19 protein-coding genes and 2 pseudogenes are annotated in these 22,478 nt (G+C 61.6%); 16 read left to right on the forward strand and 5 right to left on the reverse strand.

What is annotated here, in order from left to right; genetic code table 11:
- From repA to repC, 3 genes are all read left to right on the forward strand, one after another.
- Positions 1-1,218, forward strand: a 1,218-nt coding sequence (gene repA, locus AC07Y0_RS25455) for a plasmid partitioning protein RepA (RefSeq protein ID WP_498680556.1), incomplete at its 5' end; no start/stop codon positions are given.
- Between the two features lie 156 nt (positions 1,219-1,374).
- Positions 1,375-2,382, forward strand: a complete 1,008-nt coding sequence (gene repB / locus AC07Y0_RS25460; RefSeq protein WP_498680557.1) for a plasmid partitioning protein RepB — start codon at positions 1,375-1,377, stop codon at positions 2,380-2,382.
- Between the two features lie 186 nt (positions 2,383-2,568).
- The gene (gene repC, locus AC07Y0_RS25465; protein ID WP_498680558.1) at positions 2,569-3,807 is read left to right on the forward strand and encodes a plasmid replication protein RepC; all 1,239 of its coding nucleotides are present in this window, start codon (positions 2,569-2,571) and stop codon (positions 3,805-3,807) included.
- Between the two features lie 433 nt (positions 3,808-4,240).
- On the opposite strand, the gene AC07Y0_RS25470 is transcribed toward repC, so the two are convergent.
- Positions 4,241-5,128, reverse strand: coding sequence for a LysR family transcriptional regulator (locus AC07Y0_RS25470; RefSeq protein ID WP_498680559.1), 888 nt, complete (start codon positions 5,126-5,128; stop codon positions 4,241-4,243).
- Between the two features lie 158 nt (positions 5,129-5,286).
- Between AC07Y0_RS25470 and AC07Y0_RS25475 the strand changes: the two genes are divergently transcribed.
- The gene (locus tag AC07Y0_RS25475) at positions 5,287-6,183 is read left to right on the forward strand and encodes a DMT family transporter (RefSeq protein WP_498680560.1); all 897 of its coding nucleotides are present in this window, start codon (positions 5,287-5,289) and stop codon (positions 6,181-6,183) included.
- A 71-nt stretch (positions 6,184-6,254) separates the two neighbouring features.
- On the opposite strand, the pseudogene AC07Y0_RS25480 reads toward AC07Y0_RS25475, so the two are convergent.
- Both AC07Y0_RS25480 and AC07Y0_RS25485 read right to left on the reverse strand, forming a co-directional pair.
- Positions 6,255-6,368, reverse strand: a pseudogene (locus AC07Y0_RS25480) (transposase domain-containing protein); the annotation flags it as partial.
- Between the two features lie 35 nt (positions 6,369-6,403).
- The gene (locus AC07Y0_RS25485) at positions 6,404-6,997 is read right to left on the reverse strand and encodes a recombinase family protein (protein ID WP_312361635.1); all 594 of its coding nucleotides are present in this window, start codon (positions 6,995-6,997) and stop codon (positions 6,404-6,406) included.
- 154 nt (positions 6,998-7,151) lie between these two features.
- Here AC07Y0_RS25485 and AC07Y0_RS25490 point away from each other — a divergent pair, with 154 nt between their 5' ends.
- The 4 genes and pseudogenes from AC07Y0_RS25490 (at position 7,152) to AC07Y0_RS25505 (ending at position 11,552) form a co-directional block, all read left to right on the forward strand.
- Positions 7,152-10,130 (forward strand): Tn3 family transposase, encoded by a 2,979-nt coding sequence (locus tag AC07Y0_RS25490; RefSeq protein WP_498680561.1) that lies wholly within the window; start codon positions 7,152-7,154, stop codon positions 10,128-10,130.
- Positions 10,131-10,188: 58 nt separating this feature from the next.
- Positions 10,189-10,428, forward strand: a pseudogene (locus AC07Y0_RS25495) (DNA-binding protein); the annotation flags it as partial.
- A 99-nt stretch (positions 10,429-10,527) separates the two neighbouring features.
- A complete protein-coding gene (locus AC07Y0_RS25500; protein WP_498680562.1) occupies positions 10,528-11,001 on the forward strand; it encodes a UCP036055 family protein in 474 nt (157 codons plus the stop codon).
- 386 nt (positions 11,002-11,387) lie between these two features.
- Positions 11,388-11,552, forward strand: a complete 165-nt coding sequence (locus tag AC07Y0_RS25505; RefSeq protein WP_007803240.1) for a hypothetical protein — start codon at positions 11,388-11,390, stop codon at positions 11,550-11,552.
- 180 nt (positions 11,553-11,732) lie between these two features.
- Here the strand turns inward: AC07Y0_RS25505 and AC07Y0_RS25510 are convergent, their stop codons facing one another.
- Complete coding sequence (locus AC07Y0_RS25510) at positions 11,733-13,100, reverse strand: sensor histidine kinase (protein WP_076535544.1); 1,368 nt, start codon at positions 13,098-13,100, stop codon at positions 11,733-11,735.
- On the reverse strand, positions 13,097-13,756 hold the full coding sequence (locus AC07Y0_RS25515) for a response regulator transcription factor (protein WP_076535543.1): 660 nt from the start codon (positions 13,754-13,756) through the stop codon (positions 13,097-13,099). Before AC07Y0_RS25515 ends, AC07Y0_RS25510 begins: the two co-directional genes overlap by 4 nt.
- A 145-nt stretch (positions 13,757-13,901) precedes the next feature.
- Here AC07Y0_RS25515 and AC07Y0_RS25520 point away from each other — a divergent pair, with 145 nt between their 5' ends.
- The 8 genes from AC07Y0_RS25520 (at position 13,902) to AC07Y0_RS25555 (ending at position 22,421) form a co-directional block, all read left to right on the forward strand.
- Complete coding sequence (locus tag AC07Y0_RS25520; protein ID WP_009503874.1) at positions 13,902-14,219, forward strand: PepSY domain-containing protein; 318 nt, start codon at positions 13,902-13,904, stop codon at positions 14,217-14,219.
- Complete coding sequence (locus AC07Y0_RS25525) at positions 14,176-15,561, forward strand: ferredoxin reductase family protein (RefSeq protein WP_108693376.1); 1,386 nt, start codon at positions 14,176-14,178, stop codon at positions 15,559-15,561. Before AC07Y0_RS25520 ends, AC07Y0_RS25525 begins: the two co-directional genes overlap by 44 nt.
- A 182-nt stretch (positions 15,562-15,743) precedes the next feature.
- Complete coding sequence (locus AC07Y0_RS25530) at positions 15,744-16,124, forward strand: PepSY domain-containing protein (protein ID WP_009503876.1); 381 nt, start codon at positions 15,744-15,746, stop codon at positions 16,122-16,124.
- Positions 16,125-16,159: 35 nt separating this feature from the next.
- A complete protein-coding gene (locus AC07Y0_RS25535) occupies positions 16,160-16,630 on the forward strand; it encodes a DUF2271 domain-containing protein (protein ID WP_069301738.1) in 471 nt (156 codons plus the stop codon).
- A gap of 11 nt (positions 16,631-16,641) precedes the next feature.
- Entirely contained in the window at positions 16,642-18,849 is a 2,208-nt protein-coding gene (locus tag AC07Y0_RS25540) for a PepSY domain-containing protein (protein WP_498680563.1), read from the forward strand.
- On the forward strand, positions 18,830-19,810 hold the full coding sequence (locus AC07Y0_RS25545; RefSeq protein ID WP_159964028.1) for an FAD:protein FMN transferase: 981 nt from the start codon (positions 18,830-18,832) through the stop codon (positions 19,808-19,810). Before AC07Y0_RS25540 ends, AC07Y0_RS25545 begins: the two co-directional genes overlap by 20 nt.
- A gap of 5 nt (positions 19,811-19,815) precedes the next feature.
- Entirely contained in the window at positions 19,816-21,723 is a 1,908-nt protein-coding gene (locus AC07Y0_RS25550) for a heavy metal translocating P-type ATPase (RefSeq protein WP_305682868.1), read from the forward strand.
- Positions 21,720-22,421 (forward strand): VIT1/CCC1 transporter family protein, encoded by a 702-nt coding sequence (locus AC07Y0_RS25555; protein ID WP_150297411.1) that lies wholly within the window; start codon positions 21,720-21,722, stop codon positions 22,419-22,421. Before AC07Y0_RS25550 ends, AC07Y0_RS25555 begins: the two co-directional genes overlap by 4 nt.
- Positions 22,422-22,478 lie beyond the last annotated feature (57 nt).

Consider the following 22,478-nt stretch of genomic DNA (forward strand, 5'->3'; position numbering starts at 1 on the left):
GTGAGTGTGGCAAAAAACGTGAACCGACACGCACTTCCTAGTGCTGATGAAACAATCGGTGAGCAGGCGGAACTGCTGACCTCGCAGCTTCAGTCGATGAGTGAAGCTCTGTTTCCACCGTCATCGCAAAAGGTGCTTCGTAAGTTCACGTCAGGCGAGGCTGCACGGCTAATCGGCGTGTCTGACTCAACATTGCGAAAGATGACTTTAGCAGGTGAAGGTCCTCAGCCCGAAACTACAAGCAATGGACGGCGACTCTATAATTTGGCCGAAATTAATCAGATTCGTCGTTTGCTGGCTCAATCGACGCGCGGCAGAGAGAGTATCGAATTTATTCCTCATCGTCGTTCTGGCGAGCACCTCCAGGTCTTGGCAGTAACGAACTTCAAGGGCGGCTCAGGGAAGACGACAACGACCGCACATTTGGCACAGTTTCTGGCGCTTCAGGGCTATCGTGTGCTCGCGGTGGATCTAGATCCTCAAGCGAGCCTGTCTGCGCTTCTTGGGGTGCTCCCGGAGCTGGACGTTGCGTCGAATCAAACACTTTACGCTGCCATTCGCTACGATGAAGAACGTCGTCCACTGTCTGAAGTGATCCGGCCCACTTATTTTGACGGCTTGGACTTGGTTCCGGGTAATCTTGAACTAATGGAGTTCGAACACACGACACCGAGAGCCCTTAGCACCGGGGCGTCGGGCGAAACCCTGTTCTTTACGCGTGTTGCCTCTGCGCTGGATGAAATCGCCGACAATTATGACGTCGTTTTGATTGATTGCCCCCCACAGCTCGGCTTTCTCACGCTAAGCGGGCTATGTGCCGCGACTTCGATGATCATTACCATTCACCCTCAGATGCTCGACATTTCGTCAATGAGTCAGTTTCTACTAATGACACGCGACCTCCTTGGCGTTGTGCGTGATGCTGGCGGGGATCTGAAGTACGACTTCATCCGGTATCTCCTCACGAGATACGAGCCGCAGGATGCACCTCAGACAAAGGTTGCGGCGCTCCTTCGAAACCTCTTCGACGATCATGTGCTCACCAATGCCATGGTGAAATCAGCGGCCGTTTCCGACGCGGGTCTGACGAAGCAAACGCTCTACGAAATAGGTCGAGAAAACATGACACGGTCTACCTATGATCGAGCCATGGAATCCCTGGAGGCGGTCAATTCGGAAGTAGAGGCATTGATCAAGCAAGCTTGGGGGCGGGCATGAGCTGCCGTCTTGGTCGCTTCCATCGTCAAGAGTGCGGTGTTGTTGGGAGCTCCCAACAATGAAATCGATCAAACATATGCAAGGTGCGGCTCTCTTTCAGTTGGGAGCTCCCAACAACGACAGAACGTCTGGCATATATCGCTCAGGAGAAGCGCCATGAGCCGCAAAGATTCGATTGATTCTCTGTTTCTCAAAAAGCCTATTGCTAGCGCATCATCGGCGGCGAAGTCGCCAGACCGAGTCCGCACTGGCGCGATCTCAGCGATGGGGTCCTCGCTTCACGAAATGGCGGAGAATGCGAAGCAAGCGACTAAGCTTCAGCAACAACTAGCAGAAGGCGAATCGGTTATTTCAGTCGATACATCTTCGATTGATAGCTCAAAAATTGTCGATCGCATCCCGTTCGATATTGATCCGGACTTCAATGCATTAGTCGAGAGTATCGCTGAACATGGTCAGCAGGTCCCTATTCTGGTTCGGCCGAACCCCCAAGTTTCAGGCCGCTTCCAGATTGCATATGGGCGTCGGAGACTTAAAGCAGCCGAGAAACTCGGCCTTCCGGTTCGAGCGATTGTTAGAAGCCTGTCGGACAGCCAGCTCTATATCGCTCAGGGTCGCGAGAATTTGGACCGCAAGGACCTCTCCTTCATCGAGAAGGCATTTTTTGCGAAGAATCTGGAGGATAATGGGTGCGATCGGGCCACCATAGTTTCGGCTCTTGTGACCGACAAGGCGGATGTCAGTCGCTATATCGCCATTGCTCGCCAGTTGCCCGAGAATTTGGTCAAACTCATCGGCCCCGCGCCTAAAGCCGGCCGCGCTCGGTGGATGGCATTGGTAGAACAATTGGCAACGTCGGCCAAGGTGACTACGGCTCACGAACTGCTGTCTCGCTATGCCGAAGAACAGTTGAGCAGTGACGCTCGGCTCGACGCGCTACTTCGCGCTCTCAATGAGAGCGGCAAGAAAAGTAAACGCGGCAAGGTCGAAGCATGGAAGACCCCCTCAGGCAAGCGCGGAGCCCGGATCGAGGCCAAGGAGGGCAAGACGACAATCACCTTTGAGGAAAAAGCCGTTCCTGACTTTGCCCTCTTCGTTTCCGGCAGACTAGACGCGCTCTATGAAGAGTTTCGAGAGCACGATACGGAAGGAGATAATCCCTGAACTGAGCCGTTCGACGTTTATCAAACAAAAAATAAACGGCAAAGAAAAAGCCCCCCGAAACGAATTCCGAAGAGCCTTCTCCACTTTGGTCAGTTGTGAGACTCGCACTTCCAAGAATCCACGTCAAGAGTTTTTGACGCCGTTTCGGTGAGGGTTTTTCTATTGCCTGACGAAAGGTAAGAGAAAATGCGGACCGAAAACGTATCGACGCCCTTTGGGCGGCGGCCGGCTGTGCTTGCTCTCGTGAAGAGACAGCTCCAGACGTCCGAGACGAAACCAAACCGCCCGGTCGAAAAATGGAAAGTGTTTCGCGACGCCTGTGAGGCCCGTGAACGCCTTGGCCTCCAGGACAGGGCGTTGACTGTGCTGGACGCATTGCTGACGTTTTATCCCGAGAGCGAGCTCAACTGCGATAGTGGATTGGTGGTCTTTCCATCCAATGCCCAGCTGTCTGTCAGAGCGCACGGCATTACCGGAACGACCTTGCGGCGGCATTTGGCTGCCTTGGTCGAAGCCGGGCTCATCCAGCGCAAGGATAGTCCGAACGGCAAGCGCTACGCTCACCGTGACAAGGGTGGCGATATCGAGCAGGCCTTTGGATTCGATCTTTCTCCACTTTTGGCTCGCGCTGCGGAACTTGCAGCACTGGCACAGGAAGTCGCTGCTGAGCGCCTGCAGTTCAGACGAACTAAAGAGGCGCTGACTATCTGCCGGCGTGATGTACGCAAGCTAATTTCCGCCGCGATGGAGGAGGGGGCTGACGGCGACTGGGAAGCCATCGAAGACATGTATGTCGGCATTGTCAGCCGACTTCCCCGCAATCCTGACCGTTGCCAGGTGGAGTCAATCCTCGACGAGATGCAGCTTTTGCGCACCGAAATCCTCAACCTTCTGGAAAATCAGTTAGATTCTCAAAATATGGACGGCAATGCTGTTCAAAATGGCTGCCACATACAGAATTCAAAACCCGAATCCATCCATGAACTTGAACCTAGCTCTGGAAAAGAGCAGGGCGGAGCCGTCGAGCTGGAAGTAGCACCCAAAGCGGTTGCTCAGCCGTTGGCAAAGCCGGAACAGATGAAGGCGTTCCCGCTGTCGATGGTCCTGAAAGCCTGCCCGCAGATTTCGAACTACGGGCCCGGGGGCACGATCTCCCATTGGCGCGAGCTGATGGGAGCCGCGGTGGTGGTTCGATCAATGCTTGGCGTTAGCCCGTCGGCTTACCAAGAAGCTTGTGAGGTGATGGGGCCGGAGAACGCGGCGGTTGCCATGGCTGCAATCTTGGAGAGGGCAGGGCATATCAATTCGGCAGGTGGATATCTCCGAAACTTGACAAAACGTGCGGCAGTTGGTGAGTTTTCTCTTGGTCCGATGATCATGTCACTTCTCCGCGCCAACTCAGAAAATGGCAAGCGAACGGCATGAGTGAGGCGTATGTTATCTACTCGGAAGCGCGGTCGGCCGCAGGGAGGGGCAGCGACAGCCTGAAACGCGCAAGACGGATAGGTCCTGCATTGGAGTCGGGACTCAGAAAGCTTGGGGGTAGGGAGCGTGGTCGTTCAGTAGTGGCGCGGCGTTTTTGCAGCTTTCGTCCCACGGTTTGTTGATCTGCTATGAGTTGAGAGGCACCAAGGACGTCTCAATAGCTTCTAGACCTGCCCTCAGTGTTGTCCCATAAGTCGAAAACCGACCTAAATGATACACTGATTGGTGTCTCACGGAGATTGTCTCAGTGGGTATGCCCTAGTGAAGCGTAAGCGGTGTTGCGCTCGCACCTTGACTGAGACTTGAGTTTCGATGCCTTGAACCTCAGCGTCGATGAGCGCGGTAACTCTAGGTCATTGTCGACGTAGTCATGTCAGCCAGCCAGTGCCAATCCTCCCTGACGACCGATGTCCCTCTCAATTTCTCTGACCAAGCTATCGAGTGCTGGATTTCTCGACTTGCGAGCCCGCCGGATAACGTATGCCAAGGACGGGGGCAGAGGCAGGCGGTCGGTCATTATCTGCATCTCCCCTCGGAGATGGCGGTCACTCAGCAACGCTACGCCCATTGTGGCGTTGACGGCGGACACGATCCCGGCCGCGCTTGAACACTCGAACGCGGTTTCGAGAATTGAGTTCTCCTGGCCAATGTCGAGTGCCCATTGTCGATAGAAGCATTCATCGTCGAACGACAAAAAGGGTATCGGTTCATCCTCCCGGATCAGCAACTCTGGATGCTTCACCCAGTGAAGGCTCTCTCTGTACAGGACCACGTCGTTCGGTCGCACCTCGTGGCTAAAGACCTGTACGATTGCAGCATCAAGTTCTCCGCGCTCCAGCATGGCGCGGAGGACCAAGCTCATGCGGACCTTGGTTCGGACCGCGACATTTGGGTGAAGCCGCTTGAAGCGGCCAAAAATGCGAGCGAGATCAGTACATGCAGTGTCTTCGGTGAGCCCCAGTAGAAGTCTCCCCGCGAGTGGTGTCTTGGACAGACTTATCAGCGCCTCGTCGTGCAGCCCAAGGATGCGGCCAGCGTAGTCCAGCAGGTCTTCGCCAGCGGCTGTGAACATCGGTCCTCCCGACCTCCGTCCGAGCAGCTCGCAATCCAGGCTAACCTCAAGCCTTTTGATCTTGTGGCTCACCGCTGATTGGGAGAGACCGAGTGCGGCGGATGCTTTCGTAATTCCGCCATGTTGGCGGATTGCGCAAAGCGCCCGCAAAGCGTCGATTTCGAGGCGGCGACTGTTCAGTTCGTTCATGGTCATATCCGTCTGATTGTCCGTGGAACGAGCCTACCACGAACCTTGTAAACCATGACAGGGATTCAAAGAATGTCATGCGTCCATCGATATTTGTCATGTGCGATTTCCGCGCTTTGCCCGTACCCGTAGATCGTGTTCCTCGCGATAGAGCCCCAATGACCGACACCTCTCTACCTTCCGTCTCTGCCAGTCGCCATCCTCTGTTATGGCCATTGCTCGCCACGCTTCTTATCATCGGATGGAGTTCCGGGTTTGTCGGTATTCGATATGCCAACCAGGAGGCGAGCGTCATGCTTCTGCTCTTCTGGCGGACCTTGCTCTCGGGTTTGATCCTCCTGCCCTTCGCGTTGGCCATCGGACCAAGGATATCGATGCGTGCGGTCAGGGATCAGGCGCTATTCGGCATCATGGCGGTCTTCCTTTATCTGGGAGGCTTCGCGCTTGCCATAGAGCAGAAAGTTCCAACCGGGTTGGTCGCGCTTATCGCCGACCTTCTTCCGCTCGCCATAGCCGCCCTTTCCCAGCCCGTCCTCGGTGAGCGGCTGACGCAACGGCAATGGCTGGGCACCGCGATTGCCGTCGTCGGCGTCTTGATCGTCTCCTTCGACAGCCTCAGTTTCGGCACCGCTCCGATCTGGGCGTACGGTCTGACGGCAGGTTCGATGCTGGTGTTCGCCGTCGCCTCGGTCCTGCATAGGAGACGCAAGACTCAACACATGCCGGTCCACCAGAGCCTTTGCATCCAGACGCTGATGGGGTCGGTTCTCTTCGGCCTGTGCGCATTGACGCAAGGGAGCCTTGCTCCCCCGATGACCCGAGACTTTGCAATCGGGATGGTCTGGCTAGTCCTGATCGCAACGTTCCTAGCGTATGCGGTCTACTATACCAGTCTTCGGCTGTTCCCGGTTGCCAAGGTGAGCGCCGCCATCTACCTCAGCCCACCCGTGACAATGCTATGGGCCTGGATGTTGTTCTCGGAGCCTCTGACCTTCGCGATGTTCGCCGGGCTGGCGGTGACCTTGGTTGGCGTATGGCTGACCTCACGGGGCTGACCACTGCGCAATCGGCGGCTACAATACAATTGGAAGAACATTGGTGGGCCTATCGCTGTCCCTGACAAACGTTACGCGGCCAGATGATTCCAGGGAAGCAGATCATCGATCTGTCTCTGCTTGTGCCCTCTGACGATGGCTGAGAGCGTGCGGGTCAGGTAGACTTGTGGGTCGACGGTATTGAGTTGGGGTCGGAACAAGAGCAGTGCAAAATCGTACGCTAAGGTCGAACGGACCGTGAACCCTCGCCGCGAACCCGCATAATGGTCTGCCGGCTGGTCCCGAATTTCCTGGCGATGGCCGAAACGCTCATCTCTTTCGCAAGATCGTCGCGTACATCCTGCTTCTGCTTTTCGTTGAGCGTCGAGGGGCGGCCGAGGGCCTTTCCTTCCGACTTGGCGCGCTTGAGGCCGGATTGTGTCCGCTCGATCAGCAAATCCCGCTCGAATTGGGCGACGGCATTGAGCACGTTCATGGTCATCGTGCCGGCCGAACTGGTGAGGTCCGCGCCGCCGAGCGCGAGACAATAGACGCGTACGCCCATTTCGGTAAGCCGCCTGACGGTGGTGCTGACGTCGATCGCGTCGCGGCCGAGGCGGTCGAGCTTTGTGACGATGAGAATGTCGCCGGACTCCAGCTTGTCCATGAGCCGGGAAAAGCCGCGGCGCTGCGCGATGGCGGTACTGCCAGAAACCGTCTCGGTGACAATCCGGCGCGGCTCGACATGAAAGCCGGCGGCTTCGATTTCCTGAATCTGGTTTTCGGTGGTCTGGCCGGTCGTGGAGACGCGGACATAGGCAAAGGTGCGTGGCATGGTGTCAATGTCGTCCGAATAGGATGTCCGAAATATCGCTGCTGTTCGAAAGCCTGTCAAGATAATTTGTGGACAGGGTGTTTTGCCCCTGTACGGAATCGTCCGTTTTCGGACAGAGGATCGGCCACCCAGCGCGTACTAAAGGAGTGAAACGGTGGCCCGACGAAAGCTTCTTCATGCACAGGATCGACGGGGGCTGTTTGATATTCCGACGGATGAGGAAAGCCTGATCCAGCACTACTCTCTGTCGCCAGCCGATCGGCTGGAAGTCGAGCTTCGCCGACGGGGACATAACCAGCTCGGGTTTGCCGTGCAGCTCTGCCTGATGCGTTATCCCGGTCGGACACTGCTACCAAACGAAACCCCGCCCGCTGCGATGCTCAATTATGTCGCTGGGCAGTTAAACGCCGATCCTCGCCTATTCGAATTTTATGCCCGGCGTGAGGAAACCCGCCGAGAGCATACTGCTTACCTTCTCGGATATCTCGGGATGAAAAGTGCAACGGCGCAGGACCGTCGCGCCGCCTTGCTGGCGGGGATCGAAGCTGCGGCGACAACAGATAAAGGAGTGACGATCGCCAAGGCAATTGTCGGTTCCCTTCGAGATCGTCGAGTTCTGTTACCGGCAATCAATACGATCGAGCACCTGGGTCTGACGGGTCGCCGCATCGCCCGTCGTCGCGCCGAGAGCGCATTACTTTCGGGTCTCGATCCGGAAAAGCTCGAAACCCTCGATGCATTGTTAGAAGTTGATCCTGCGATCGGGCAGACGCGCCTTCATTGGCTGCGGTCCGGTCCCGACGCTCCGGGCGCCGACAACCTGGTCGGATTGACGGAACGCATCGCGTTCCTGCGCTCGCTCGGGATCAATCCCCGGTTACAGGCCCGCATTTCCTCCGGGCGATGGGAGCAGATGGTTCGCGAAGGCGACGCAGCGCCGGCCTGGCTGGCCGAAGACTATAGCGCCAGCCGGCGGCGCGCGACGATCGTGGCGCAGATCATCAAGATCGGCCAGAAGCTCACCGACGATGCAGTGATGATGTTCATTAAGCTGATGGGCCGGCTGTACTCGAAGGTCAACAACCAGAAAAAGCAGCGCCATATGGACGTTCGCCTTGAAACATCCCAGGCACTCCGGTTGTTCCTCGACACGATTGTCGCCCTGCAGACTGCCAATGACACCGATGAAGATGCACTTGCGACGGTCAATCGGCAAGTTGGCTGGCATCGACTGCTTCAGATCAAGCCCGGTCTTGAAGCGATGGTTGAAAGTGCCGGTGCTTCGCCTCTCGTGCTGGCGGTCGAGCAGCATGGCAATATCCGAAAGTTTGCAGGGTCCTTCCTTCAGGCGTTCACATTTAAATCTCGCCGCCGACACGACCCGCTTCTGGCGGCGGTCGCCGCTCTGCAATTGCTTTATGCAGAGGGCCGGCGCCTTCTGCCGGATCGCGTGCCTGTCGGCCATCTCGGGCCAACCGAGAAAAAGCTCATCTTCGAAGAAGGAAAACCGGATCGGCGGCTTTACGAGATTGCAACGCTCACGCATCTGCGCGACCGACTGCATCGGCGAGACGTGTGGGTCGAGGGAAGTCGATCGTTTCGACCGATCGATGAAGATCTGATGCCGAAACCCACCTTTGCCGTCCTGAAGGAAGAAAACCAGCTCGGTCTTGGTGTTCCCAGCGATGGCGCTGCCTGGTTGGCAGAGGTTGGGCAGACGATGGACACCAACCTCAAACGCTTGGCCTGGCAGGCCCGTTTCGGGAAACTCGATGGTGTGAGGATGGAGAATGGCACGTTGATCGTGACGCCGCTTGCCAGCAATGTACCGGCCGCAGCCGCAGCCGCAGCCCTCAATGCCGAAATCACGGAGATGTATCCCCTGGTCGAGGTCCCCGATCTCTTGCGGGAAGTGCATGAGTGGACCGGGTTTGCGGACCAGTTCACCCACGTCCGAACTGGCGATGTGCCCCAAAACGTCGCTGCCATGCTGGCCGGTGTACTTGCCGACGGCACGAATCTCGGCCCAAAAAGGATGGCCGGAGCCTCGAAGGGCATCAGCGCTCATCAGATCGGCTGGATGCGTAGCTTCCATGCCCGCTCCGACACCTACCGGGCGGCACAGGCGGCCGTGACCGACGCCCACACCAGACATCCGCATTCGCAAATTTGGGGCGAAGGAAGGACCGCTTCATCCGATGGGCAGTTCTTCCGAGCCAGCGATCGGGCTGCCAGACGCGGCGACATCAATCTTCACTATGGCAGCGAGCCTGGCACGAAATTCTACAGCGGGCTTTCCGACCAATACGGCTACTACAGCATCCTGCCGATCAGCCCGACGGAAAGCGAGGCCGTGTATGTTCTCGACGGCTTGTTCGACCGCGACACCATTTTGGAGATCGAAGAGCTGTTTACGGATACCGGCGGCGCTAGCGACCATGTCTTCGCGCTGTTCTGCCTGATTGGCAGGCGCTTCTCGCCGCGTCTTCGCAACATCAAGGACCGGAAGTTCCACACCTTCGAGAAGGCCGATAGCTATCCGACGTTGGCAAATCATATCGGGGCGCCCATCAATACCGCGCTCATCATGGAGCATTGGGACGAACTGCTGCGCCTTGCGGCCTCGATCATGACGCGTGCCGTCGCACCATCGACGATCCTCAAGTGGTGCTCGTCATCGAAATCCAGTGAGTTGGCCAAGGCATTGCGTGAGCTCGGTCGCATCGAGCGCACCATGTTCATGATCGAATGGTATTCCAGCCCGGCGCTGCGCCGGCGTTGTCAGGCAGGCCTCAACAAGGGAGAAGCCGCGCACAAGCTGAAACGCGCCGTCTTTTTCCATGAGCGTGGCGAAATCCGCGACCGCTCTTTTGACAGCCAGGCGTACCGTGCCTCCGGGTTAAATCTGGTGGTCAGTGCCATCGTGCATTGGAACACCGTTTATCTCAGCCGGGCGACGGCCCACCTGCGTCAGCAGGGTCGGCATATTCCTGACGAACTGCTGAAACATGTCTCGCCGCTCAGTTGGGAGCACATCAATCTCACCGGCATCTACTCGTGGGACGCTGAGCAGCAAATGCCAGACGGCTTTAGAGAGCTGCGGTTTCCGGGAAGAATCCTGCGCGCCGCATGAAGTTCACGCTTCGTTCGACCTTAGCGTACGATTCTCCGCAAATCTTGTCCTGACCCCGAAAGGGGAGGGGACTGCCCAGCTCCTCGATCACCTGAAAAAAGGTGAGATGGCCAGTGAGGCCGAGCGCTTGCTGAAGGGCAGCGGCTGGTTGCCCGAGGTCCTGCGCCGGAACGATCTCGTGGCGCTGGACGGTGAGGACTGTGCCGAAGCGACTGACAGCGTCAGTGAAGCTGACCTTACTGCATTCCTGACGGATGACCTGCCTGCTGAAAGCGCGTCGATGCTGGCCGCCGAGTAACGAAGTCCAGCAGGGGGCGGATATTCCGCCCCCAATCACCCTATAATATAACAATATCAATAAGATGAGTGCGATTGCTCGCATTCGGAATGAGGAATCATGTCTGCAACAACCATCATCGACACCGCCCCCCTCGGGGCGCTCATTCGCTACACCGACGGTAGTCCCAAGCCGCCGGCACGCTTCACCAAGAAGCTGGCGGCCTGGGAGCGCTCGAACGGCGTTGGCCGTCTTGTGAAAAAGGAGCCACCCCGACCTTACCCGACATGGACGGCTCCCGCGTCGTTCACGCTGCATGAGGGCAATTTCTCCTCGGACGGGGTGATCCTCGTCACCATCATGCGCAGCCATTCGGCTGACAGCGCCCTGGTCTTCGAGGTGGCCGAGGAGCCGAAGCCCGGGCAGGTGCGCGTGCTCCTCGACTTCAGCGGCAACACCGAGCTGCTGCATCTGGCGGAATCTGTCACTGCGGCCGAGCTTTGGATCGCCAAGGAAGGATACCGCAATGCGCGACTTGAAATCGTTGGCGATGAAGAGGGCGAAAGGGCAGGGGGCGCGGACCTGGCCGCTTGAGCCCAACTGAAACCGAGGGGCCCGCCAAAGTTCGGGCCTCTCATCCATCACAACCCTGTCCTTTGAGTTCGCGGGGCACCAAAGGATCCATCCCCAAAGAAGAAGTCTTCAACCAAGAGCGTGGCCGGGAGGCTGGCGGCGTTCCAAGCATCAGCGGGACAACCGGCTCCTGATGTTGGGGGACCATCCCCCGCTCGCCATTCCCTTCCTTGGCCCGAATCCCGTCTTCGAGATCAACCCGCGAGGGGTCGGACTACGGGCAAGCCCGTGCCGCCGGATGGATTCGGGCAAGCCGAACGTACCCGGTGATGTCAGCCAGTATTCGGGCCTGCGGGGTCCTGTCGCGCGGGGGATGGTCCCCCGCCTCCAAGACAGGAGCCAAACAGATGTCCCGCAAAGATGCACACGCCTTCGCAGCCTCCCTCGCCGCCACGCTCATGGTCTCGATCGTCGTCTTCCAGGCAGGGGATGGAACCTTCGGCGCCGTCCCCGCCGATGAAATCGACGGCGACGAGGTCGTGATCGTCTCGGAATACGATCCCTTCGGGTGAGGCTTCGGCCTCACTTCCCGAGGGCTTGGCGCAAAAGCGGCTATCGCCGATAGCGGGCCTGCTCTACAGAGCAGTCCTAAGTGCAGAAAAAATATAAGAAAATAGCTCTCCTATAAGAAAGCTTTCCTACGTTTCTGCGATTTTCTTCAAACGATGACGTCGCCGGTGATGCGTCAGACTTCAAGGCCAATGCTCCCGATCTTTCACATGGGCATTTGGAGCATCTGTTGGCAATCTGACGGATGCCTGAAATCCAGAAGTTTCACCGGGACGTGGTGACTGGAGCAAGAGAGAGGTTTCGATCCGTTCTGCGATGGCTGAGACGATAGCGAGGCCAAGCCCGCTACCATCAGTTTTTGCATCTGCCCTCTCGAAGCGCCCTGTCAGGCGTTCGAGTGTTTGGGTTGCTACCGCGGGGCCCTCGTTCGCCACGATCAACTGCCCGTCGCTCGTGAGTGTAACCTCGACTGGGGCATTCTGCGCCCCGTGGCGTAGGGCGTTTTCCACCAGATTCCGGCACAGAATTCCCAATGCGTCGGGGTCGATATCAGACAAGACAGGCGTGTCCGGCAAGTTCAACATAAGGCGCCCGTTCTCTGTGCTGCGCGCAATATCTTCCACCACGACCCGAGTGATGGTTCTGACATCAGCGCTCTGGTCCATCCGAAGTCTACCGCCTTCCGCCCGCGCAAGCTGCAGGAGACGTTCGGACAGCCGAGCGAGACGCTTGAGCGTCGCCTCGATCTCGGCGGCGCGCGCGTCGATGGTCGGATCTTTGGTCTCTGACCGCAGTCGCTGCGCTTGGGCGATAGCGCCCGCCAATGGTGTCCTTAGTTCATGAGCCGCATTGGCTGCAAAACTTCGCTCAGCCTCGAACGCGTCGCGCAACCGAGCCAAAAGGCTGTTCAAGGTTGCAGCCAGCGGTCGGATTTCTGTCGGCAGGTCGGCCGCGGGTACTTCTGACAGGTCGCGCACGCCGCGCGCTTCAAGCCGCGTACGGAACCGATGGAGAGGGGCGAGGCTAAAGCGCACAGCGAGAATAATCGACGCGAGCGCCAACGGCAGCACAACCAGCAGCGGCAGGCCGAGGCTCATCTGGATTTCCCGAGCAACCGAAGCGCGATGCGCCAACGGTTCGGCCACGGTGATGCTGATCGTCCCCTGGAGCGCCGCGTCGCTGTAGAGGCGATGTGTGGCGTTCTGCCCAAATCCCGGACCATCGTATGGAGGAAACACGGCAGGGTCCGCCGCATGGGATTGCAGCAAAATGCGTCCCTCGGCATCGCGTACGATGTAGGTGAAGAACTCGTCATGCTCCCGGATCGGCGCGAGGCGCTGCGTCACACCCTGATCTTCTCGCCCGACGATGTCGGTCACGGCCAGCGGCAGGATGCGCTCGGCGGTTTCGCGTAGGGCGCTGTCGAAGACCTCATCCATCTCGCCCCGAACGATCACCGCGGTAACCGTGGCGGCGGCGAGCCAGAGGATCGTCAGCACAAGGCCGAGTGACAAGCCGAGCCGTACCTGAAGGCTGGATGGCCACATCATGGCTTGCCCAGCCGGTAACCCATGCCGCGCTCGGTCTCGATGATGGCGCTCCCCAGTTTCTTGCGCAGGCGGCTCACGTGCACCTCGATGGTGTTGCTCTCGACTTCGGCGTCGAAAGCGTAGAGCTTCTCCTCCAACTGCGCCTTGGACAGGAGCTGCCCGGGACGCGCCAGGAAGGCCTCGAAGAGCGCCCATTCCCGCGCCGTCAGCGGCACATGTCTGCCATCCCGATGGACGCTGCGCGCGGCAAGGTCGATGTCGAGCGGTCCGTGGGTCAGGATCGGGTTGGGGTTGCCGCTGTAGCGCCGCGCGACCGATCCGATCCGTGCCGACAGTTCCGACAGGTCGAAGGGCTTCACAAGATAGTCGTCAGCGCCCGCATTGAGGCCTTCGATCCTATCGGAGACCTGGTCGAGCGCCGTCAGGATGATGACCGGCGTCACGTCTCCACGCGTCCTGAGGCCCTTGAGGAACCCGATACCACGTCCGTCTGGTAGCATGAGGTCGAGCAGGAGCAGGTCGTAGGAGGTTGCGCTCATCGCGTCTGCCGCCGCGTCTAGCCGCGTGACCCAGTCTACTGACTGGCCATCAGATGCGATCTGGTCGCGCACGGCAGCGCCAAGAGTCGTGTCGTCCTCGATCAGCAATATGCGCATGGTCGTACCCGTCCTTTCCTGATGTCCCTCCATGATCCGTCTGGCTGACACGAAGCTGAAGCTTGTGGGTCGAGCCCCTTCAGGCTGCCGTCAGCTTCGCGGCGCATGAATGGCATCAAGAGGCGAGCCACTAGGAGTGTGCCCCATGAAGAAGACATTGACAATTATCGGCTTTCTCGCGGTCTTTCCGGTCGGCGCGGCGCTGGCTGACGACGATTGCTTCGTGCCGATGGCCGACTGGCAGCCGCGCGATGCTGTTGCCATGCTGGCTGAGGAAAATGGTTGGACGGTGCGCCGGATCAAGATCGATGACGGCTGCTACGAGATCGATGGGAGGGATGCCGAGGGGCGTGCGATCGAGGTGACTGTCCACCCGGCCACGCTGGAGATAATCGAGTTCGAATACGAGGACGACGAGGATGATCGCCGCGAGCGGGATCACGAGAGACGCGACGATGACTGATGCAGCGCGTCGCGACGGTAATGTCCCGGTGCCGGGCCTGCCGCCACTCTCCCGGCTTTCCCTAAACTCTCCTCTAGCTCTGACGGGCCCGGTGCTGGTTGCGTTGCCATGCCTGCTGGCGGCACTGATCGGGTTCAACACCTATGCGCCCTATGGCGCGGATGCAGCACTTGGCATTGCCGTCGGGGCCGCGGCAGTTGTCGCGATGGCACAGACCCTGATCCTCGCCGCACGGCCGCCGCTGGTAGAACCATTGTTCGGCGGTCTCGATCGCATGTACCGTTTCCACAAGTGGCTTGGTATTTCCGCAATGGTCCTGATGATCCTGCACCAGCAGATCGAGCCGGATTTCGAGCGTTTGGTGCGTGAAACCTCCCTTGGTGAACTTGGTGAAGAGGCGGGCGAACTTGCCTTCAACGCGCTTCTCGCCCTGGTTGCTGTCAGCTGGTTCCGGAGATTGCCCTTCACCCCACTGGAAATCCCCTATCAGATCTGGCGGTTCAGCCATCGTTTCATGGGGGCCCTTTTTGCAATCGTGGTCTTTCACCAGTTCTTCGTCGACCTGCCGACAGAGGTAGATCCATCGCTCTCGGTGCTTCTAAACACATTTGGCATCGCGGGAGTGATCGCGTGGATATTCACCGAGCTGGTCGCCCCGTACCTGCGGCGTAGAGAATTCACCGTCACAGAGATCAGCCAGACCAAGGACACCACCACGCTAACCCTCCGCCCCGAGGGGCGGGCCATGCGGTGGCGGCCGGGGCAATTCGCCTTCTTCCGCGCGCCAGAGGCAGGACTGTCCGAGCCGCACCCCTTCACGATCGCCAGCGCCCCGCGCCCTGACGGCACCCTGACGTTCTCCATCCGGGGCTTGGGTGGCTGGACACGAAGCCTGCCCGCCATCTTGCGGACCGGAACGCGCGTGCAGGTCGAAGGGCCATATGGACGGTTCAATTTCCGCAAGGGCGGTGCGCGCCAGATATGGCTGGCGGGCGGCATCGGTATCACGCCGTTCCTCGCCTGGGCCGAAAGCCTGAGCGAAGCGGATAGCCGCGACATTCACCTCATCCACTGCGTTCGGACACAAGAGGAGGCGATTGGGGTAGAGACGCTGCGCGCTGCGGCTGCCCGCAACCCGAGGTTCAGTTTCGAGGTGGTCGTTACGACGCGCGATGGCAGGCTCACGGCCGAGCGCCTGATTGGCGCGGTCCCTTTCGCGATCCGGCAAGCCGATTTGTGGTTCTGCGGCCCAACCGGTCTGAAGGACGGGATTCTCAAGGGCTTGAAAGCACAAGGCCAAACGCCTCGCCGTGTCCGCTTCGAGCAGTTCGAATTCACCTGAACGCGGGGCAGGGCGCATAGCCATGCCAGCCCTGTAGCCTGCGCTCGCATCTTTTTTTGGCCCCGCCCTCATCGGCGGGGCCATTTTCCTGACGGCAAGCTGAAGCAGGAATCGCTGGGGCGTCAGGATGCCCTCAGGTCGGGGTGCCAGATTGGTCTCATCAAACGAAAGGACCCCTTGCCATGAAAAAGACCCTGACCGCCCTTGCCCTGATCGCACTTTTGCCCGCCGGCGCTGCGCTGGCCGACGACGATGATTGCAATGCGCCCCGTGACCAGTGGCAGCCGCGCGAGGCCGCCATGCAGATGGCCGAACAGAACGGTTGGACGGTGCGCGACTTCGAGATCGACGACGGCTGCTACGAAATCGAAGGCCGAGACCAGGATGGCCGCGAGATCGAGGTGAAGCTCGATCCGGCGACGCTGCAGATCGTCGAGATGGACTACGAGGATGATGACGACGACCGCGGTGGCGCCCGCAATCCCGCGCCCGCTGGAACGGTCGCTCCTCCGCAGAACGGCCTCTTCGGAAACGGCGCCCCTCCGCAGGTTCAGGTGAACTGAACAGCTCCGAAGCACCCTGAACAAGGATCATTCCCATGAAATCACTTCTCGCAACGCTCGCGCTGACCACCGCACTCACGCTTCCCGGCCTCGCTATGGCACGGCCCGTGACGCTCACAACCACCCTCAACAACTATGGCGGCGACGGCGCTTACCTCGCGCTTTACGTTACCGACGCCTCGGGCGCCTATGTCGGCAGTCTCTGGATGGCTGGTGGCAAGTCCAAGTACTACGAGCATCTGAGCGACTGGTACCGTGCCACGGGCGGCGATACCGCGCAGGTAAACGGTATCACCGGCGCCAGCGTCGGCGCGGGCCGCAGTCTCGAGATCACGCTCGATCTGGCCGATGCGCTGTTCGATGCGGGCTACACGCTTCACATAGACGCGGCGGTCGAGGATATGCGCGACAGCCCGAACGAGGTGGCCGTGCCGCTGACGACGGCGGGCGCGGGTACGCCGGTGACCGGCCGGCGCTACATCGCCAACTTCTCCTACGACATGTGAGGGGCAGGGCCATGATCCGTACACTCCATCGCTGGCCGGGTCTACTGGCACTCGCGCTCGTCACGATCCTGAGCCTGAGCGGCGCTGCGCTCTCGGTCTTTCCGGCAGTCGAGCGCATCACCGCGCCGCAGGTGGAGACTGGTCAGACAGTCGCCACCCTCGCGGACCGCATCCAGGCCGTCTATCCGGGCGTCGAGCAGATCCGGCGGTCGCCCTCCGGTCGGATCACCGCCTATTGGTTCGATCAGGGCGCGCCGGGTGCTGCCGTGATCGACCCGGCGACGGGCGCGGGCGTTGCCTCGGCCGACCCGAACCAGGCCCTTCGCTGGCTCACCAACTTTCATCGCTCGCTCTTCCTCGGGGATGGCGGGCGCATCGCCATGGCCGCCGGGGCCGCGGCGATGCTGGTCCTCTCGCTCTCGGGTGCTATGCTGGTCGCGCGACGGGCGGGCGGATGGCGGCACTGGTTCGCGTCCTTGCGCGGTCCGTTCGCGGGCAGGCTGCATGTCGAGATCGCCCGGATCGCCGTCATCGGCCTCGTTCTGTCCTCCACCACCGCCCTCTGGATGACAGCCTCCACCTTCGATCTTTTGCCGGACGGTGGCGTCCTGCCGACTGATCCCACCGAAGTGAGCGGAGAGATTGGGTTCGCTCTCGATCAGATGGCCACGCTGCTGCAGACGCCCGTCGCCGAGCTGCGCGAACTGAGCTTTCCCTATCCCGGCGATGCGACGGACGTGTTCACACTGAAGACCGACCGGGGCACCGGCTATCTTGACCAGGGAACCGGCGCGCTCGTGGCATGGGCCGACCTGACCGGGTGGGAGCGCGTCTCGGAAACCATTTACATGCTGCACACGGGGCAGGGGGCCGCGACGCTCGGCCTTGTGCTCGGGATGATGGCGCTCGGAGTGCCGGCGATGGGCGTGACCGGCGTCCTGATCTGGTTTGCCGGGCGGCGCGGGCGGCCGCGCATCCGCGGCAACCAGCCCGCGGGCCGTGCCGAGACGATCCTTCTTGTCGGCAGCGAGGGTGGCAGCACCTGGGGCTTCGCCGCGACCCTGCATGCCTCGCTGACGGCAGCGGGGCAGGGCGTCCATGTTGGCCCGATGTCGGGCTTCGCGCCAGAGCGCTACGCCCGAGCCGAGCGCATCATCGTGCTCGCCGCGACCTATGGCGACGGGGCTGCGCCGGCCTCGGCGAAGGGCTTCCTCGACCGGTTGAACGCCCTCGACGGAGCGCCGGATATTCCCATGGCTGTGCTTGGTTTCGGAGATCGGAGTTTTCCGGCCTATTGCGCCTTTGCCAAGGACGTTGCGGCAGCAGCGCAAGCGAAGGACTGGCCGGAGCTTCTGCCGCTTGACGCAATCGACCGCCAGTCCCCGCAGGATTTCGCGCGCTGGGGCCGCGCTCTTGGCGAGGCGCTTAGCATCTCTCTCGAGCTTTCTCACCAGCCCGTCTCGCCGCGCACCGAAACATTGACCCTCGTCTCGCGGCGCAACTACGGGGCCGAGATGCAGGCGGGGGCCGCGATCCTGCGCTTCGCCTTGCCGCGCACGACGCTGTGGCAGCGGCTGACCGGGGCGGGTTTCGCACGGTTTCAGGCGGGCGACCTGATCGGTGTCCTGCCGCAGGGCAGCGCCGTGCCACGTCTCTACTCGCTGGCCTCGGGTCGCCGCGACGGCTTCGTGGAGATCGTTGTGCGCAAGCATCCGGGCGGGCTGGCCTCGGGCCAGCTGACCGCCTTGGAGCCGGGCGCTAGGGTCACGGCCTTCCTGCGCCGCAATCCCGGCTTTCACGCCGACCGCGGTCGCACCCCGCTGATCCTGATCGGGGCGGGCACCGGCATCGGGCCGCTGGCGGGCTTCATCCGCGGCAATGCGCGGCACAGGCCCGTGCACCTGTTTTTCGGGATGCGGCATGCGGACAGCGATTTCTTCTATGGCGAAGAGATGCCCGGCTGGCAGGCTGAGGGGCGGTTGACCCGGCTTGTCACCGCCGTCTCGCGCGGCGCGCGGCGCAGTTATGTGCAGGACGCCTTGCGCGCCGACGCGGCGCAGGTGGCCCGGCTTATCTGCGACGGGGCGCGTGTGATGGTCTGCGGCGGGCGCGACATGGCCACGGGCGTGAGCGATGCGTTGGCCGAGATCCTCGCACCTGCCGGGCTTACGCCCGCAGTCCTAAAGGCAGAGGGGCGGTATGTCGAAGATGTCTACTGAGCGCGCGCGCATCGCCCTGAACGGCCCCACCATGGGCACGCGCTGGTCGGCGCTGTTCTTCGCGGATCGGGGCCGCGACACGGATGCAATCCGTGCCGCCCTTCAGGCGGCTGTCGACGAGGTGGACAAGCAGATGTCGACGTGGAACGCGGAGAGCGCGCTCATGCGGATCAATGCGGCGCCGGTGGACGATTGGGTGGTGGTGCCGGAGCAACTGCGGGCGGTCCTGCGCCTCGGGCTCGAGATCGGGCGCGCCTCGGGCGGGGCCTTCGATATCGGCATGGGCGATGCGGTGACGGCCTGGGGTTTCGGGCCCGGGGCCGCCGCGCCCGAGGGTATCCGCGCCGTGATGGACGCCCCCCGCCGCCCGGCGCAGGAGGTGCTGGAGATCGAGGGGATGCAGTTGCGCAAGACCGCGCCCATTGCGCTGGATCTGAACGGCATCGCCAAGGGCTATGCCGTCGACCGGCTCGCCGAGACCTTGCGCGATCATGGGATTGCCGACGCCCTTGTCGGCATCGACGGTGAGATGCGTGCCATGGGCCTGCGCCCCGATGGCGAGGCATGGATCATCGCGGTAGAAGCGCCGGACCCTGATCGCCGGACGCCGCATTCGGTTCTGGCGCTGCAGGACGCCGCCGTGGCGACCTCCGGTGACTACCGCCATTGGGTCGAGGTTCAGGGGCGCCGCCTGTCGCATACCATGGATCCGAGACGTGGCGCGCCGCTGATCGCCTCGCCGGCCTCCGTCACCGTGGTGGCCCGCACCTGTGCCGAGGCCGATGCTTGGGCGACGGCGCTCATGGTGCTCGGTGCGGAGAGGGGTGCGGACCTCGCGAGACAACGTGGACTCGACGCCCTGTTTCTTCTGCGCGATGATGAAGGCAATGCAATGGGCGTGGGAGTCGGGCGTCTTTTTTCCGAAGAACCAGCGGCAATCGCCTCAGCCGGGGGAAGATGAGCCGCATGGAACAGACCCGTACCGATCGCTTCAAGACCGCACTCCTGCTGATGGCCGCAACCGGGCTGATCGTGGGACTCGCATTCTACCTTGCGGGCCAACCAGAGATCGCGAACCTGATCTGGATTGCAGGAGTTGTTCCCGCGCTCGCAGCGCTTGTGGTCGAAATCGTCCGGAGCATTGGGCGCGGCGAGGTGGGCCTCGATATCGTCGCCGCGCTCTCCATGACCGCGGCGCTCGTCTTCGGCGAGACGCTCGCAGCGGCGGTCGTTGCGGTGATGTATTCGGGCGGCACCTTCCTCGAAGCCTTCGCAGAGGGCCGCGCCCGTCGGTCGATGCAGGACCTCCTGTCCCGCGTGCCCCGGACCGCGACCCGGCACCGCAACGGTGCGCTGGAGGAGGTGCCGCTCGACGAACTCGCCCCCGGTGATCGCCTGCTGATCCGGCAGGGCGACGTGGTGCCGGTAGACGGCACAGTGGCCTCCGACACCGCCTTCCTCGACACCTCGGCGCTGACCGGCGAGTCCCTGCCAGTCCGGCTGGCGCGCGGGGCCGACGCCATGAGCGGCTCGACCAATGCGGGCGAGGCCTTCGACCTGACGGCGACGCGCGAAGCCAAGGACAGCACCTATGCCGGGATCGTTCGCCTGGTCGAGGAAGCGCAGGCCTCCAAAGCGCCGATGTCCCGGCTGGCGGACCGCTGGTCGCTGGGGTTTCTGGTCGTCACCGTCAGCATCGCCCTTGCGGCCTGGTGGTTCACCGGCGATCCGATCCGCGCGGTCGCCGTGCTGGTGGTCGCCACGCCCTGTCCGCTGATCCTTGCCGTGCCGGTCGCGCTGGTGGCGGGTCTCTCGCGTGCGGCGCATTTTGGCGTGCTGATCAAGGGCGCAGGGCCGCTCGAGACGATGGCGCGGATCCGCACGCTGATCCTCGACAAAACGGGGACGCTGACCGACGGTCGGCCGCAGATCGTCTCGATCGATAGTCACGACGGCATGGTCGAGGGCGACATCCTGCGCTTCGCTGCTGCGCTCGATCAGGCCTCCAAGCACCCTGTTGCGCAGGCCATTGTCGCGGCCGGGAAGGCGCGCGGCTTCTCGTTGCCCGTGCCATCCGAGGTTGCCGAGTTTCCGGGTGAAGGGGTCATGGGTCATGTCGAGGGCCACAGCGTGATCGTCGGTGGTGACGGTTTCGTTGTGTCCCGCGTTGGGCAGAGGGCGGGCGATCACCCCGCCAAGGGCGCCGGATCGGTCCTTGTCGCAGTGGCAGTTGACGGTCACCTGGCGGGGCATCTGGTGATGTCTGACCCGTTGCGAGAGGGCGCGGGGGCGATGCTGGACGGTCTGCGCCGTCAAGGGATCGTGCGCATCCTTCTGGCTACTGGCGACCGCGCGGACGTGGCCGAGCGCGTGACCGAGGGGCTGGGCCTCGACGGGCTGCGGGCCGGTCTGACGCCGGATCAAAAGGTGTTGCTGGTGCTTTCCGAGCGTAAACACGGGCCGGTGATGATGGTGGGTGATGGTGTCAACGACGCGCCCGCCCTGGCCGCAGCCGATGTAGGCGTGGCAATGGGGGCACGGGGCGCCGCGGCCTCGGCCGAGGCCGCCGACGTGGTGCTGCTCGTCGACCGGATCGACCGGCTGGGGCCCGGCATCGAGATCGCGCGCGCCTCCCGCCGGATCGCAGTCGAAAGCGTTGTCGCCGGGATCGGCCTGTCTGTCATGGGCATGATCGCGGCCGCTTTCGGCTACCTCACGCCGGTTCAGGGCGCGCTTCTGCAAGAAGTGATCGACGTTGCCGTGATCCTGAACGCCCTGCGCGCGCTGCGCATCGCGCCGCAGGAGCCAGCTACGGGCAAATCCCAGGCCATCATGTCAGAGCAAGCAGACATCGTTCAAGGAGCCAAGCCATGAGCCGCCTCTCACATTCTGAAATCCATATGGTGCATCGCATCGGCTGGTTGCGGGCCGCCGTTCTCGGAGCCAACGATGGTCTTGTCTCGACCGCGAGCCTCGTCGTCGGCGTCGCGGCCGCAGGCTCCGGCAAGCCCGAGGTCATGATCGCCGGGCTGGCCGGGCTTATGGCTGGCGCGATGTCGATGGCGGCGGGGGAGTATGTCTCGGTCAGCTCGCAAACTGACGCCGAACAGGCGGACCTCGCCCGAGAGAGCCGTGAACTCGAGGAAACGCCCGAGGCCGAGCTCGAGGAACTAACCCTGATTTATGTTGAAAGGGGGCTGGACCGCGACCTGGCGAAAAAGGTTGCCGTGCAACTGACTGAACGCGACGCGCTCGGATCGCATGCGCGCGACGAGCTCGGCATTTCGGAAACCGTTACCGCCCGCCCTATCCAGGCGGCTCTGGTGTCCGCACTGACCTTCGCAGTTGGGGCCGTGCTACCCCTGATCGTCGTGCTGCTGGTCTCGGAGGCGCAGATCGCTTCCCTGGTGGCGGGATCGACGATCCTCGGCCTTGCGGTTCTTGGCGGATTGGGCGCTTCGGCCGGCGGCGCAGGCGTCGTCCGTGGGGCCGCGCGGGTCACGCTATGGGGAGCGCTTGCAATGGCGGCGACAGCCGGGGTCGGTGCGCTGTTCGGGGTCGCCGTAGGCTAGGGGTCAATGGGGTGTAAACGTGTTGCGAGGCCACGGACACTCCTGGTGTGCAACAAG

The organism is Allorhizobium sp. GW101-3B10 (assembly GCF_059424725.1).

Coding starts and splice junctions, on each gene's coding strand:
- repB (WP_498680557.1), top strand. CDS start 1,375: ATGAGCCGCAAAGATTCGATTGATTCTCTGTTTCTCAAAAAGCCTATT.
- repC (WP_498680558.1), top strand. CDS start 2,569: ATGCGGACCGAAAACGTATCGACGCCCTTTGGGCGGCGGCCGGCTGTG.
- AC07Y0_RS25470 (WP_498680559.1), bottom strand. CDS start 5,128: ATGAACGAACTGAACAGTCGCCGCCTCGAAATCGACGCTTTGCGGGCG.
- AC07Y0_RS25475 (WP_498680560.1), top strand. CDS start 5,287: ATGACCGACACCTCTCTACCTTCCGTCTCTGCCAGTCGCCATCCTCTG.
- AC07Y0_RS25485 (WP_312361635.1), bottom strand. CDS start 6,997: ATGCCACGCACCTTTGCCTATGTCCGCGTCTCCACGACCGGCCAGACC.
- AC07Y0_RS25500 (WP_498680562.1), top strand. CDS start 10,528: ATGTCTGCAACAACCATCATCGACACCGCCCCCCTCGGGGCGCTCATT.
- AC07Y0_RS25505 (WP_007803240.1), top strand. CDS start 11,388: ATGTCCCGCAAAGATGCACACGCCTTCGCAGCCTCCCTCGCCGCCACG.
- AC07Y0_RS25510 (WP_076535544.1), bottom strand. CDS start 13,100: ATGATGTGGCCATCCAGCCTTCAGGTACGGCTCGGCTTGTCACTCGGC.
- AC07Y0_RS25515 (WP_076535543.1), bottom strand. CDS start 13,756: ATGCGCATATTGCTGATCGAGGACGACACGACTCTTGGCGCTGCCGTG.
- AC07Y0_RS25520 (WP_009503874.1), top strand. CDS start 13,902: ATGAAGAAGACATTGACAATTATCGGCTTTCTCGCGGTCTTTCCGGTC.
- AC07Y0_RS25525 (WP_108693376.1), top strand. CDS start 14,176: ATGATCGCCGCGAGCGGGATCACGAGAGACGCGACGATGACTGATGCA.
- AC07Y0_RS25530 (WP_009503876.1), top strand. CDS start 15,744: ATGAAAAAGACCCTGACCGCCCTTGCCCTGATCGCACTTTTGCCCGCC.
- AC07Y0_RS25535 (WP_069301738.1), top strand. CDS start 16,160: ATGAAATCACTTCTCGCAACGCTCGCGCTGACCACCGCACTCACGCTT.
- AC07Y0_RS25540 (WP_498680563.1), top strand. CDS start 16,642: ATGATCCGTACACTCCATCGCTGGCCGGGTCTACTGGCACTCGCGCTC.
- AC07Y0_RS25545 (WP_159964028.1), top strand. CDS start 18,830: ATGTCGAAGATGTCTACTGAGCGCGCGCGCATCGCCCTGAACGGCCCC.
- AC07Y0_RS25550 (WP_305682868.1), top strand. CDS start 19,816: ATGGAACAGACCCGTACCGATCGCTTCAAGACCGCACTCCTGCTGATG.
- AC07Y0_RS25555 (WP_150297411.1), top strand. CDS start 21,720: ATGAGCCGCCTCTCACATTCTGAAATCCATATGGTGCATCGCATCGGC.